This window comes from Oryzobacter terrae, from assembly GCF_042756445.1.
In the GTDB taxonomy this organism is placed as follows: Bacteria; Actinomycetota; Actinomycetes; order Actinomycetales; family Dermatophilaceae; genus Oryzobacter; species Oryzobacter terrae.
Genome location: NZ_CP170578.1, coordinates 1,208,631 through 1,221,972, shown reverse-complemented (window position 1 = coordinate 1,221,972; position 13,342 = coordinate 1,208,631). Strand labels below are relative to the sequence as shown.

Sequence of the window (13,342 nt, the reverse complement as noted above, 5' to 3'; positions counted from 1 at the left end):
AGGGGGACGGGTCAGGGACGTGGCGAGGTCTGGGGGCCGGCGGCACCGGGGCACCCGCACGAGCTGCGGATGACGACCTCGGTGGGCAGGACGTGGCGGCCGTCGCTCGGGGGAGCGCCGGACACGAGGTGGTGGAGGCGGTCGGCGGCCAGGGCGCCGACCTCCCGCACGGGCTGGCGGACGGTCGTGAGGCCGGGCCGCACGTAGCGGGCCGTCATGACGTCGTCCCAGCCGACGACGGCGATGTCACCGGGGACGTCGGTGCCGGAGTCGACGAGGCGGGCGATGATCGCGAGCGCGAGCTCGTCGTTGCTGCAGACGAGCGCGTCGGTGTCGAGCTCGCCGGCGATGATCCGGTCGGCGACGGCGGTGCCCTCGGCCTCGCGGAACGGGGCGAGGACGGGGGGTGCCGGGGTCAGGCCGCGGGCCTCGTGCGCGGCGACGAAGCCGGCGTGCCGCTCGAGGACGTCGTGAGCGGCGTCGGGGTCGCCGACGAAGAGCAGCCGGGTGCGGCCGTGGTCGCCGAGGAGGTGGTCGGTGAGGCGACGGGCGCTGTCGGTGTTCTCGGTGGTGATGACCTCGATGCCGGGGCGCGCGTCGCCCGCGACGACGACGATCGGCTTCGTCGTGGCGCCGGCGTGGCTGACGTCGGTTCCCATGACCGCGATCCCGTCGACCCGCGAGGCGAGGGCGCGCACGGCCCGGGCCCCGTCGCCCTTGGTGCCGGCGAGGACGAGCATGACGCTCTGGCGCAGCTCGGCGGCCCGGGTCTCGAAGCCGACGAGGAGGTCGGCGTAGTACGGACCGCTCATCTCGGGCAGGACGAGCCCGAAGGTGTCGTGCTGGCGCACCGCGAGGCTGCGGGCGGCGCCGGACGGAAGGTAGTCGAGCTGCTCGACGGCGGCGAGGACCTTCTGGCGGGTCTTGTCGGTCACGACGGGGGAGCCCTGGAGGACCCGGGAGACGGTGGCGATCGAGACCTGGGCGAGGTCGGCGACCGCGTAGATCGTCGCCGACTGCTGCCGTGCCCGAGACTGCTCCGTCATCTGCCCTCATCCTTGAAAGCGCTTACAAAGGTGAGAGCGATGCTGCCCGCGGCAGGGGGGTCCGTGGGGCCGGAGGAATGTCACGGTTAGGTAACGACGCCGACGCGCCGCCCCCGCGGAGGCGGGGACGGCGCGTCGGGCGCGGCATCGCGGCTGGTCAGGCCGCTCCGGCGGGATCAGGCGGTCGGCGGGCGGTACCCGGTCGGCTCGCCCGCACCGAGGTCGACGATGGCCGCGACGGGGCCGCCGCCCTCCGGTCCCTGGTGGGCGGCGGAGACCGAGACGAACACCGCGGGGTCGCCCGTCACCGACGCCGTGACGCCACCGACGCAGGACTTGATCTGGCGGTGCCAGTGCACGTCGGAGTCGTCGAGCATGGCGTTGCGGCGCCCGGCGACGGTGCCGTCCTGCGAGGCCTCGCACTTGAGGAAGACGTTGACGAGGCGGCCGTCGAGGTCGCTGCGGTGCGGGCGCTCGGGCAGGTCGAGCCCGGCGTCCTTGATGGCGGCCCAGATGCCGTCCTGGTCGAGGGCGTCCTGCATGACCGAGTGGCCGATGCGGTAGCGGCCGCCGACGCCGCGGGCGTTGCCGACGACGACGACCTGGGCCTGGTCGAGCTCGACGCCCGAGGAGCACGACGCGACCGAGGAGTAGAGGGCGCGGTTGTGCATGACGTCGGCGTCGGTGGGCATCTCGATCTCGCCGAGGGCCACGGCGATGCCGAGGGCGGTGCAGCCGTTGGACAGGTCCATCGACTCGTGGGTGTGCTCGGTCCACACCTTCTCGCCGCGCGACTTCGCGTCGCGGATCGTGTGGATCGTCAGCAGCGGGGTCTTGGTCTGCACGTAGTGGACGTCGGCCGCGTCGGTGATGCCGGCGCGCTCCATGGCGACCTTCACGGCGTCGGCGACCTTGCGGACCATCGGCACGTAGCCGATCTCCTCGGGCAGCAGCTGCTCGCTCATCGCGAAGCCGACGGTGAGGCGCGGCTCGTCGGTCTGCTCCGCGTCCTCGGCGGGCACCGTCGCGAAGATCGTCGCGTGGGGGCTGATGACGCCGTCGGTGCCGCCGGACCAGACGATCGGGATCTCCTTGACCTTCGCGGGGTCGGCGCCCTTCGCCACGAGGATCTCGCGGAAGGCGCGGTCGGCGATGATCCGGGTGTAGTCGTTCACCCCGCCGTTGCCCTCGGTCTTGCCGATGACGGCGACGACGCGGTCGGCCGCCATGACCCCGGCGTCGATGAGCTTCCCGAGCTCGGAGGCGTCGGAGACGGTGTGCAGCGGGACCTTGCGGACCTCGATGGCGTCGGGCACGGTGCGTTCCTTCCTGGGGCGACCGGTGGTGGTCGGGGACGGGTTCTGGTGGTGGTCAGGAGATCTCGGGCTCAATGACGGTGCCGAAGGTGCCCTCGACCGCGTCGGTGATGTGCGTGAGCGAGGTGATGACGGCTCGCGGGCCGCCGCCCTCGACGAAGCGGGTGGCGGCCTCGACCTTCGGGCCCATCGACCCGGAGGCGAACTGGCCGGCCTCGGTGTGCCGGCGCAGCTCGGCGAGCGAGACGCGTTCGAGGTCGCGCTGCTGCGGAGTGCCCCAGTCGACGGCGGCGTGGTCGACGTCGGTGGCGATGACGAGGACGTCGGCGTCGAGGGTACGGGCGAGCAGGGCGGCGGTGAGGTCCTTGTCGATGACCGCCTCGACCCCGTGGAGGCGGCCCTCGGCGTCGCGGACGACGGGGATGCCGCCCCCGCCCGCGGCGACGACGACGTGGCCCGCGGCGAGCAGGGCCCGCACGGCCCCGACGTCGACGACCTCGAGGGGCTCGGGGGAGGCGACGACCCGGCGCCAGCCCTGGTCTCCGCGGTCCTCCCAGACCTGGCCGTGCTCCATCATCGACCGGGCCTGCTCCTCGGGCAGGTAGCGGCCGATCGGCTTCGTGGGGCGGGTGAACCCGCGGTCGTCGCGGTCGACGAGCGTGCGGGTGACGAGCGCGGCGACGGGGCGCGAGGCGCCGGCCCCGGCGAGGGCGGCGTCGAGCGCGTCGAGGATGGTGAACCCGAGCGTCCCCTGCGTCTGGGCGCCGCACCAGTCGAGCGGGACCGGCGGGACGACGTGGGCGGACAGCTCGTTCTTCACGAGGAGGTTGCCGACCTGGGGGCCGTTGCCGTGCGTGACGACGAGCTCGTGACCGGCGGCGACCAGCTGCGCGGCGGCCTCCATCGCCACCTCGACGGCGGCGATCTGGGCGTCCGGGGTGGCGCTGCCGTCGGCGGACGTCATCGCGTTGCCGCCGAGCGCGAGCAGGACGCGCATCCTCGCCACCTCCGTGTCGTCCGGACGGGTGCCCGGGGACTTCGACCCTAGGAGCCGTGGCCGAGCACCGGCGTTGTCGAGACCTGCCAGTCGCCGCACGCCGCCTTGGCAACTCCGCCCCACGGCTCCCCGGCGCGTGTGCTCAGGTGGTCGCCCCGGCGACCACCTGAGCACACGCCGCGAGGACGCGGGGCGCAGCCGCGAGGACGCGGGGCGCAGGGTGCCCGGCGGGTGGGACCGCCGTCCCGGGCTCGCGCTGCGTGGGGGATGCTGGCGCCCATGGCACCCAAGGTCTCCGACCGCACCTGGCTCGTCGCCCTCGCCGCCTCCTTCTGGGGCCTGTCGGCCCTGTGGCGCGGACCGCTCGCGAAGGAGTACCCGGCCCTGGCCGTCGTCTTCTGGGAGCACCTCGTCCTCGTCGTGCTCGTCAGCCCGTTCCTCGTGCGCGCCGTGCGCCACGTGTGGCGCGCGAGCACCAGGACGAAGGTCAGCGTGCTCGTCATCGGGGCGGGCTCGTCGGCCCTCGCGACGACGCTGTTCACCGCGGCGTTCCGGCTCGGCGACCCCATCACCCCGCAGGTCCTCCAGAAGCTCCAGCCGCTCATCGCCGTGGCGCTCGCGGCCGTGGTCCTCGGCGAGCGGCTCCGCCCGTCGTACGGGGTCTTCCTCGTGCCGGCGCTCGTCGGGGCCTGGCTGCTCGCCTTCGCGGACCCGTTCGGGGTCACCGTCTCGAGCGCCCAGGCGGCCCTGCTCGCCGTCGGCGCCGCCGCGCTGTGGGCCGCGGGAACGGTCCTCGGCCGGGCGGCCCGGGCCGAGCTGTCGTTCACCGACCTCACCGCACTGCGCTTCGGCGTGGGCCTCGTGACGCTGCTCGTCATCGCCGGTGCGACCTCGACACCCCTGGCCGTCGGTCTCGACGCCGCGCCGAACATCCTCCTCCTCGCGCTGTTCCCGGGCCTCGTCGCGCTCGTCCTCTACTACCTCGCGCTCGGCCGCACGCCTGCCTCGCGCGCCACCCTCGCCGAGCTCGCGTTCCCGCTCACCGCCGCGGTCGTCGGCATCCTCGCCTTCGGGGCGCGGCCCACCGGCACGCAGTGGCTCGGCGTCGCGATCGTCCTCGCGTCGGTCGTGGGGCTCGCGCTGCACGAGCAGCGCAGCCCGCGCCCGTCGGTCGACGCCCCGGTGCGCGCCGAGGACGCCCTCACGCCCGCGCGCTGACCCGTCGGGTCACAGGGCGCGCCACCGGTCGTGGCGGGCGGTGAGGCGTCGCGTCGGCTCGAGGGCCGCCAGCTCGGCGAGCTCGTGGCGGATGGCGTGGGCCATCCGCGCGCAGTAGGCCTGCGGCTCCTCGGCGGCGTCGGGGTGCTCGGCGACGATCCGGTCGACGACCCCGTCCGCGAGGAGGTCGAGCGCCCGCACCCGCTGCTGTGCCGCCATCTCGGGAGCGCGGTCCGGGGTCCGGTGGAGGATCGCCGAGGCCCCTTCGGGCGGCAGCGGTGACAGCCACGAGTGCTGGGCGCTGACGACCCGGTCGGCCGGCATGAGGGCGAGGGCCCCACCGCCCGTGCCCTGGCCGAGCAGGACGCAGACGGTCGGTACCGGGAGGACGACGAGCTCGGCGAGGCAGCGGGCGATCTCGCCGGCCATGCCGCCCTCCTCGGCCTCCTTGGACAGCGCGGCACCCGCGGTGTCGATGACGCTGACGAGGGGCAGGTCGAGCTCGGTCGCGAGCCTCATCCCGCGGCGGGCGACGCGCAGGCCCGAGGGCCCGAGGGGCGCCTCGGCCCGTTCGGACCGCCGGTCCTGCCCGAGGACGACGCACGGCACGCCCTCGAACCGCGCCAGCGCGAGGAACAGGCTGCGGTCCCACTCGCCGGCTCCGGTGCCGAAGAGGGGGAGGACCTCGGTGGCGCCGAGCTTGAGGAGCGCGCGCACGCCGGGCCGCTCGGGGTTGCGGGAACGGGTGATCGACTCCCAGGCGGGGATGTCGGGCAGCGGCTCCTTCGGCACCGGGGGCACCCGGCCGAGGTCGCGCTCGGCCATGACGAGGTCGAGGAAGCGCCCGGCGATCTCGGGCAGCGCCTCGACCGGCTGGACGGCGTCGAGCAGCCCGTGGGCGTAGAGGTTCTCGGCGGTCTGGACACCCTCGGGGAAGGCCTCGCCGTAGAGGGCCTCGAAGACCCGCGCGCCGAGGAAGCCGATCGTCGCGCCGGGCTCGGCGACGGTGACGTGGCCGAGCGAGCCCCAGGAGGCGAGCACCCCGCCGGTCGTGGGGTGGCGCAGGTAGGTGATGTAGGGCAGCCGGGCCTGCTTGAACGCGGCGACCGCGGCGGAGATCTTCACCATCGTCACGAAGGCCGGGGTGCCCTCCTGCATCCGGGTGCCGCCGGACGCCGGGGCCGCGAACAGCGGGACCCGCTCCCTCGTGGCCCGCTCGAAGGCGAGGGTGACCCGTTCGGCGGCGGCCCGCCCGATCGACCCCGCGAGGAAGCGGAACTCCCCGACGACGACGGCCACCCGGTGCCCGTGGATGCGGCCCTCGCCGGTGACGATCGCCTCGTCGGTGCCAGCCCGCTCCGCGGCGGCCACGAGCTCGGCGTCGTAGGCGCTCCCGGTCTCGGCGACCCGCAGCGGCGCGACGTCCCACGACGAGAAGCTGCCCTCGTCGAGGACGGCGGCGAGGAGCTCGTGCGCCCCGGGCCGCCGCGGCCGGTCGCTCACCGGTCGGCGTCGTCGGTGCTGCGAGCGTCGAGCGCGTCGAGCTCGTCGAGCCAGGCGACGACGGCCTCGGTGTGCTCGCCGAGGAGCGGCGGATGGGCGTGCTCGGCGCGACCGCCCGCGAAGGCGTTGTCGTCGAGGCGGATCGGCGGGCCCGGGATCTCGATCCGGCCGAGGAGAGGGTGCTCGACGTCGATGACGAGGCCCTGGCTGCGGGTCTGGTCCCAGTCGTAGACCCGGTCGAGGGTGCGGACCTCCCCGGCGGGGATGCCGTACTCCGCGAGCCGCGCGAGGAGGGTGCCCAAGGGGATGTCGGCGAACGCCGCGTTGACCGTGTCGATGACGGCCTCACGGTTCCTCACGCGGTCGCGGTTCGTCGCGAACTCCGGTGCGGCGGGGTCGATCCCGAAGCCCTTGGCCAGCTTCTGCCACAGTCCCTCGCTGCCGCAGGCGAGCTGGATCATCCCGTCGGCACAGGTGAACAGGCCGTAGGGGCTGATCGACGGGTGGTGGTTGCCGCCGGCCGTCGGCACCTCGCCCGCCACGGTGTACCGGGTGCCCTGGAAGGCGTGGACCCCGACGATCGAGGCGAGCAGCGAGGTCCGCACCTCGCGGCCCACGCCGGTGCGGTTCCTCTCGTGCAGGGCGGCGACGACCCCGTAGGCGCCGTACATGCCGGCGAGCAGGTCGCCGATGGGGACCCCGACGCGCTGCGGGTGGTCGGCGTCGGTGCCGGTGAGCGACATCAGGCCGCCTTCGCCCTGGGCGATCTGGTCGTAGCCGGCGCGGCCGCCCTCGGGACCGTCGTGACCGAACCCGCTGATCCGCAGGACGACGAGGCCGGGGTTGAGCTCGTGCAGCCGCTCGATGGTGAAGCCGAGGCGGTCGAGGACACCGGGACGGAAGTTCTCGAGGAGGACGTCGGCGCGGGTCACCAGCCGGGCCAGCACCTCGCGCCCGCCGTCGCTCTTGAGGTCGAGCTCGACGGACTCCTTGTTGCGGTTGCACGACAGGAAGTACGTCGACACCGGCTGGTCGTCGGGGCCGACGAACGGAGGTCCCCACCCGCGCGACTCGTCGCCCGAGCCCGGGCTCTCGACCTTGATGACGCGGGCGCCCATGTCACCGAGCATCATCCCGCAGTGGGGACCGGCGAGGGCACGGGTCAGGTCGATGACGACGACGTCGTCGAGGGGTCCGCTCACGATGGGCTCCTGGTGCGGGTCGGTGTCCCGCCAACCTAGCCACGGCCGGCTCGGGCCCGTTCGGCAGCCCGGGCCGTCATTGGGCCCGGGGCACTGTCACGTTCTGCCATCGGTCGCGGTGGTCGGTGGGTGCGACAGCCCCGATCGCAACAACGGACCGAGAGCCCGGGGGTCGACGGGGCGGGCGTAGAGGTAGCCCTGGGCGTGCGGGATGCCCGAGGCGCGGACGAGATGGTGCTGCTCGGGGGTCTCCACCCCCTCTGCGACACAGTCCATCCCGAGCTCGAGGGCGAGCCTCGCGATCGCTCGCAGGATGGCACCGCTGGTCCGCTCAGGGCCCTCCACGAAGGAGCGGTCGATCTTCAGCTCGTGGATCGGGAAGGCGTTGAGGTACGTCAACGACCCGAAGCCCGTCCCGAAGTCGTCGATGCTCATCCGGACGCCGTGCTCGACGAGCCGGCCGATGCCGGCGACCGTCGCCTCGCTCATGTCGACGAGGTGGTGCTCGGTGAGCTCGCAGACCAGGCGGGCCGCGTCCAGCCCGCTCGCGTCCAGCGAGTGGTGGACGACGTGCTCGAAGTCCTCGATGCGGCGCATCTGCTCGGCGCAGACGTTGACCCCCAGACGCAGGTCGTGGCCGTCGTCCACCCAACGGGCCACCTGCTCGCACGACTGGCGGATCACCTCGTGCTCGATCGGGATGAGGGTGCCGCCCTCGAGGGCCAGGTGCAGGACGTCGAGCGGTGGGACGAGCGACCCGTCGTCGTCCCGCAGCCGGAGCAGTGCCTCGACGCCGACGATGGACCGGTCGTCGACCCGGATCAGCGGCTGGTAGTGCAGGACGACCCGGTCCTCGGTCACGGCACGCGAGAGCAGGTCGAGGAGGTGGCGCCGGCGCCTGGTCGACCGGTCGGCCGCGTGGAACAGCGCGTGGCTGTCGCGTCCCGAGCTCTTGATCTCGTACATGGCCGTGTCCGCCCGCCGGATGAGTTCGTCCGGGTCCACGGAGTCGCGGGGTCCGACGAGCGCGACACCCATGCTCACGGTGACGCGGACCTCCCGGTCCCCCGTGTGCACGGGGTCGACGAGGGACGCGGTGATCCGGCGCACGACCTCGAGAGCCGCCGCCTCGGAGGGCAGCTGTTCGAGCAGGACGAGGAACTCGTCGCCGCCCCATCGTGCGGCGGTGTCGTAGGGGCGCGCACACCCCACGATCCGGTCGGCCACGGCGCAGAGCACCTGGTCGCCGACCGCGTGCGAGAGGAGGTCGTTGACGAGCTTGAACCGGTCCAGGTCGATGAACACCACTGCCGTGAGGTGCTCGTCGTCACGAGCGAGCGCCGCACCCAGCCGCTCCTCGAGCAGAGCACGGTTCGCGAGGCCGGTCAGTGGGTCGTGCGTCGCCTGCCTCAGCACGGCCTGCTCCGAGCGCTCGGCCCGCTGGCGCAGGGTCGCGTGCTCGATCGCGAGGGTCACCGAGACGGCGAAGGCCTCGAGGGCGTTGCGGGTCGCCAACCCCGGTCGGAGGCCGTCGCGGGGCAGGTCGACCGAGAGGACGCCGAGGAGCGTGCCGTCCTCGGTCACGAGCGGCGCAAAGAGCGCGTCCTCCGGGTGCCAAGCGTCCTCGGCGTCGACCATCTCCATGTCCGGGACCCAGGCGAAGACGTCGGCGGAGGCCAGGTCGTGGTGGTGGTCCTGGAAGCGCAGCCGCCCCCAGTCCTCGCTGGCCTCGAGCAGCCCTCGCCACCGGTCGATGCTGTCGGCAGTGCCGAGGAGCAGGCTGCGTGCGTCTTCGTCCCCGGCGACGGAGACGACTTCCATGGTCCCGTCCGCGCGGGCCAGGTTGACCACGGCGACGCCGAACCCGAGAGCCTGCACGATCGTCTCGGCGAGCAGGTCCAGCATGCCGATGAGGTCGTCGGGGATGGTCGAGTGCTGCTCGAGCGTGGTCACCGGGAGCCTCTCGCACGACCGGGGAGAGGGCCGGCCGGGCAAGGGTGTCCCCTGAGGGTACGTCGCCCGCCGCCGTCGCGTGCGGGAACGGTGCGCCGTGGGGTGGTGGACGCTCAGGTGGCGTGGCCGCTCACGGCGTCGAGGTGCTGGAGCAGGTCGTGCGCCGCGAGCTCGACCTTCTTGTGCCGCCACTCCGCCGCGCGGTAGACGCAGGCGATGAGGGCGCTGCGGTGCACCCGGCGCAGGTCACCGGCGACGAACGCGTAGCGAGCCTTCGTCTCGTCGTTGGCGCCCTTGGTGACACCGAGGTGCCAGGCGGCGTAGTCGTCCCACGAGTGCCGCTCGAGGTAGGCGTTCTGGGCGTCGGCGTCGGGCTGCACGTCGCCCCAGTCGCTCTCGAGGACGTACTGCCTCTTGTCGATGAGGTCGCGCACGTGCGCGACCGCGGCCGGGTTGACCTCGTACTCCGCCATCACCCCACGGTAGCCACGCGCGCGCTCAGGCGGCGGGCTCCGGACGGTGGTGGGTGAGGAACTCCCAGACGAGGGCGTGCGCCAGCGCGACGAGGAGGACGAGGAGCGTCGCCTCGGCCTGGAGGGGGGTGACGCCGATCCCGCGGGCCAGTCCGGGGGCGGCGCCGAGGACGGCGACCGCCGCGTAGACGACCGCCGAGCCCCACCAGTGACGGGCGAACACGCCGGCGTCGCGGTCGCGGCGCGAGTTCCGGAGGAAGCGCACGGTCGACACCGCCCCGAAGACGGCGATGACGACGAAGCTGACCCGCCAGAACATCGGGGTGTCGGGTCCGCCGATCTGCGCGAAGAGCCCCATGAGGGCGGGGAGGAGGAAGGCGAGGTAGACCGACGCCACCTGGCGCCGCGTCCCGTCGTCGCGCAGCCAGTGCGGGTGGCGCTCGACGACCGTCCACCACAGGCCGGTCAGCGTGAAGCAGGTCGCCGAGAACAGGGCGTAGAACGTGCTGGTGTCCACGGGTCTCCTCCTGCGTCGGGGACCGCGCCAGTATGGAGCGCCCGCACCCGACTCGACCAGCCCTTTAACCCGCGCCCTCACCACGGACGCCGTGTACCCCGAGCGTCCGAAAGGTCACGTCAGGTACGTCCCCAGGACGGAGCCGGCGTACCCGTCGTGACCTACTGGTCGATGCGTGTACGGGTCAGGGCCCGGGCCCAGGTGGTGGGGCGGCGCCCCGTCGCGGCCAGAAGCGTGGTGAGGGCGGTGGCGTCGCCGACGAGGCCGCCGTCGTCGTAGGCCGTGAACATGGCGGCGAGGACGTCGCGCGCCTCCACCGGGAGCGCGGCGCCGGGACCGTTCCGCCAGGCGTCGATGCCGATCTCGCGGAGGCGGACCCCGCGGCCCAGCACCTCGGTGGCCAGCTCGACCATCCGACGGGTCGTGAGCACCTCCGGTCCGCAGAGGTCGTGGACCTCGCCCGCGTGCGCGGTGTCGAGGAGGACGACTGCCGCGGCCTCCGCGACGTCCTCGAGGTCGACGGTGGTGAAGGGTGCGTCGGCGCCGTAGGGCAGGACGACCTCACCGTCGAGCACCTGCGGCAGGAGGTTCTGGTGGTACGCCGACGGGCGGAGCACGACGAGACCACCCGGGAGCCCCTCGCGGAGAACGGACTCGGCCGCGAGCTTGCGGGTGTGGTGCGGCATCCGGTCGTCGTCGGGGTGGAGGACGGAGTGGAAGACGAGGTGCGGGAGGCCGACGCCACGGGCGGCTTCCGCGACGCGCCGCGCGATCCCCACCTCGTCGGGGTGGACGTTCGGTGCGAGGTGGTAGGCGGCCCGCACGCCGGCGAGCGCGGCCTCGAGGCCCTCCCCGGTCACGAGGTCGAGGGTGACCGGCTCGCTCCCGGAGGGCCCCCCGTCCGCCCGGCCGGGACGGACCGCGGCGCGCACCGGGACGCCTCGCCCGACCAGGGCCGCGGTGACGGCCCGGCCGGTCTTGCCCGAGGCACCGACGACGAGGACGGGGCGCGGGTCGTCAGCCCGGTCGTGGGGTGGGAGCGGGGCGACGACGGGGTCGTGGACCGCCACCGTCCCCGACCCCGCCGCCTCCTGCACTCGCGTCACGCGTCAGACCCAGTCGACCTCGGCAGCCGCGCTCCCCGAGGCAAGTCTGGCGTAGCCGGGACCCCGGTCGAAGAACGGCTGCGCACCGAGTGCGGCGCGGCGTTCGGCCCGCAGGGCGTCCGAGGCGGTCGCGTCGACGACCGGCTCGTCCTTCGTCCCGCTCGCGACGACGCCGTAGTCGGTGCGCGCGCCCTCGAACGAGACCTTGCCCCACCGCAGGTCGCGCTCGACCTCGTCGTAGGGGCGCTCGAGCGGGTCGCCCCAGCCGCCGCCACCGGTGGTGCGGATCCGGATGACCTGCCCGGCCTTGACCGGCTCGGCGTCGGCGAGCGCGTCGACGACGCGCTCCTCGGGACCACCGAGGTCGATGGTCACCTCGAAGGGACGTCCGGCCTTGCCGCCCTTGACGCCCCAGCAGGCGAGGATCGAGCGGTCGGCGATCGACATGAAGCTCGCGTCCTGGAGCATCCGGATGTGCTTCTCGTAGCCGAGCCCTCCGCGGTGTCGCCCCGCGCCGCCCGAGTCGACCGCGAGGCCGAGCCGCTCGACGAGGAAGGGGAAGCGGCTCTCGGTGAACTCGGTCGGCAGGTTCCGCGAGTCGGGGACGACGTGGATGGTGTCCTCGCCGTCGGCGTAGTAGCGGCCACCGGAGCCGCCGCCGAGCACCTCGCGCATGAGGTAGTCGTTGCCGTCGCGGTCCTTGCCGTAGACCCCGGTGTACCGGATCGTCTCCTGGTCGGCCGGCATCTGGCCGTCGACGGCCTTCGCGACGACCCCGGCGAGGACGCCGAGCAGCCGGAGGATGACGAAGGTGCGGGCGTTCGTCGGGGCCGGGTAGATCGGTGTGAGGAGCGTGCCCTTCTCGGGGAAGCGCATCTCGATGAGCGGCACGATGCCCTCGTTGACGTCGAGCTCGGCCATCCGCTCGGGGGTGTCGGCGAGGTTGCGCAGGACCGGCGCGAGCCACTTCTTGAGGAAGTTGCCGCCGACGTAGTCGCCGCAGTGGTTGATCGGGCCCTTGGCCTGCTTGCTCGTCCCGGTGAAGTCGATGATGAGCTTCGGGCCGCCGTCGCCGGGACCGGGGCCGCCGGTCGAGACCTTGGTCAGGGTGATCCGCTGGGTGTGCAGCTGCGGCTCGTCGACGCCGTCGTGCTCGGCGTAGTCCTCCCAGACGTAGGTGCCGTCGGGGATCTTGCTGAGGATCTCGCGGCGGTAGGTCTCGGTCGTCGCGTCGAGGATCGCGTCGAACGCCGTCTCGATGGTGTCGCGCCCGTACCGTGCGAAGAGCTCGGACAGGCGGCGCGCGCCCATGAGGCAGGCCGAGCACTCGGCGTCGAGGTCGGCCGCGAGGCTGTCGGGCATCCGGCTGTTGCGGGTCATGATCCGCAGCGCCGCCCTGTTCGGGACCCCGGCGTCCCAGAGCTTGATCGGGGGGACCGACAGGCCCTCCTCGAACACGGTGCGGGCGTTGCTCGGCATCGAGCCGGGGACGGCGCCCCCGATGTCGTCGTGGTGGCCGAACGCCTGGACGAACGCGACGACCTCGCCCTCGTGGAAGACGGGGACGGTGACGCAGAGGTCGGGGAGGTGGCCGATGCCGCCCTCCGACTCGTAGACGTCGTTGTGGAAGAAGACGTCGCCCTCGCGCATCTCCGCGAGCGGGAAGTCGCGCGCGATCGGGTGCACGAGAGCGGAGTACGAGCGCCCGGTCAGCTTGCGCAGCTGGCGGTCGTGGATGCCGGCGCGGAAGTCGTGCGCGTCACGGATCATCGGGGAGCGCGAGGTCCGCGCGATGGCGGTCTCGACCTCCATCTCGACGCTCGCCAGGGTGCCCTGGACGATCTCGACGAGGATCGGGTCGACCTCGCTGCCGAGCGAGGTCAGGCGGTTGCCGTGCTCGTAGGACGTCGGCAGGCCGGCCGGGTTGACCGGGGCGTCGCCGAGGGCTCCCGGGGCGCTGCCGGACGTGGCGGCGGGAGCGATGGCGTGGCGGATGGTGGGGCCGCACATG

The 13,342-nt window shown here is 73.5% G+C and carries 11 protein-coding genes; 1 reads left to right on the top strand and 10 read right to left on the bottom strand.

The features are described from left to right. Positions 1 to 11: 11 nt before the first annotated feature. The 3 genes from ACFWN3_RS05655 to ACFWN3_RS05645 form a co-directional block, all read right to left on the bottom strand. Complete coding sequence (locus ACFWN3_RS05655) at positions 12 to 1,046, bottom strand: LacI family DNA-binding transcriptional regulator (protein ID WP_377644260.1); 1,035 nt, start codon at positions 1,044 to 1,046, stop codon at positions 12 to 14. 176 nt (positions 1,047 to 1,222) lie between these two features. Next, positions 1,223 to 2,362 (bottom strand): ring-opening amidohydrolase, encoded by a 1,140-nt coding sequence (locus tag ACFWN3_RS05650; RefSeq protein WP_377644258.1) that lies wholly within the window; start codon positions 2,360 to 2,362, stop codon positions 1,223 to 1,225. Positions 2,363 to 2,417: 55 nt separating this feature from the next. Further along, entirely contained in the window at positions 2,418 to 3,359 is a 942-nt protein-coding gene (locus tag ACFWN3_RS05645) for a carbamate kinase (RefSeq protein ID WP_377644256.1), read from the bottom strand. Between the two features lie 279 nt (positions 3,360 to 3,638). On the opposite strand from ACFWN3_RS05645, the gene ACFWN3_RS05640 reads away from it, so the two are divergent. Continuing rightward, the gene (locus ACFWN3_RS05640) at positions 3,639 to 4,577 is read left to right on the top strand and encodes a DMT family transporter (protein WP_377644254.1); all 939 of its coding nucleotides are present in this window, start codon (positions 3,639 to 3,641) and stop codon (positions 4,575 to 4,577) included. Positions 4,578 to 4,586: 9 nt separating this feature from the next. Here the strand turns inward: ACFWN3_RS05640 and ACFWN3_RS05635 are convergent, their stop codons facing one another. From ACFWN3_RS05635 to ACFWN3_RS05605, 7 genes are all read right to left on the bottom strand, one after another. Beyond that, positions 4,587 to 6,080, bottom strand: coding sequence for a carboxyl transferase domain-containing protein (locus ACFWN3_RS05635; protein WP_377644252.1), 1,494 nt, complete (start codon positions 6,078 to 6,080; stop codon positions 4,587 to 4,589). Continuing rightward, positions 6,077 to 7,282 (bottom strand): CaiB/BaiF CoA transferase family protein, encoded by a 1,206-nt coding sequence (locus ACFWN3_RS05630; protein ID WP_377644251.1) that lies wholly within the window; start codon positions 7,280 to 7,282, stop codon positions 6,077 to 6,079. Before ACFWN3_RS05630 ends, ACFWN3_RS05635 begins: the two co-directional genes overlap by 4 nt. Before the next feature lie 96 nt (positions 7,283 to 7,378). Then, positions 7,379 to 9,235, bottom strand: coding sequence for a putative bifunctional diguanylate cyclase/phosphodiesterase (locus tag ACFWN3_RS05625; protein WP_377644249.1), 1,857 nt, complete (start codon positions 9,233 to 9,235; stop codon positions 7,379 to 7,381). Positions 9,236 to 9,348: 113 nt separating this feature from the next. After that, complete coding sequence (locus ACFWN3_RS05620) at positions 9,349 to 9,708, bottom strand: hypothetical protein (protein WP_377644247.1); 360 nt, start codon at positions 9,706 to 9,708, stop codon at positions 9,349 to 9,351. 25 nt (positions 9,709 to 9,733) lie between these two features. Further along, positions 9,734 to 10,225, bottom strand: coding sequence for a hypothetical protein (locus ACFWN3_RS05615; protein WP_377644245.1), 492 nt, complete (start codon positions 10,223 to 10,225; stop codon positions 9,734 to 9,736). Positions 10,226 to 10,386: 161 nt separating this feature from the next. Beyond that, a complete protein-coding gene (locus tag ACFWN3_RS05610) occupies positions 10,387 to 11,331 on the bottom strand; it encodes an SDR family oxidoreductase (RefSeq protein ID WP_377644243.1) in 945 nt (314 codons plus the stop codon). Between the two features lie 3 nt (positions 11,332 to 11,334). Then, positions 11,335 to 13,341, bottom strand: a complete 2,007-nt coding sequence (locus ACFWN3_RS05605; protein ID WP_377644241.1) for a hydantoinase B/oxoprolinase family protein — start codon at positions 13,339 to 13,341, stop codon at positions 11,335 to 11,337. Between the last annotated feature and the right edge of the window lies 1 nt (position 13,342).

Bases quoted from the DNA above. Each gene is read 5' to 3' on its own strand.
- ACFWN3_RS05655 (WP_377644260.1), bottom strand. From the start codon at position 1,046: ATGACGGAGCAGTCTCGGGCACGGCAGCAGTCGGCGACGATCTACGCG.
- ACFWN3_RS05645 (WP_377644256.1), bottom strand. From the start codon at position 3,359: ATGCGCGTCCTGCTCGCGCTCGGCGGCAACGCGATGACGTCCGCCGAC.
- ACFWN3_RS05640 (WP_377644254.1), top strand. From the start codon at position 3,639: ATGGCACCCAAGGTCTCCGACCGCACCTGGCTCGTCGCCCTCGCCGCC.
- ACFWN3_RS05620 (WP_377644247.1), bottom strand. From the start codon at position 9,708: ATGGCGGAGTACGAGGTCAACCCGGCCGCGGTCGCGCACGTGCGCGAC.
- ACFWN3_RS05605 (WP_377644241.1), bottom strand. From the start codon at position 13,341: ATGTGCGGCCCCACCATCCGCCACGCCATCGCTCCCGCCGCCACGTCC.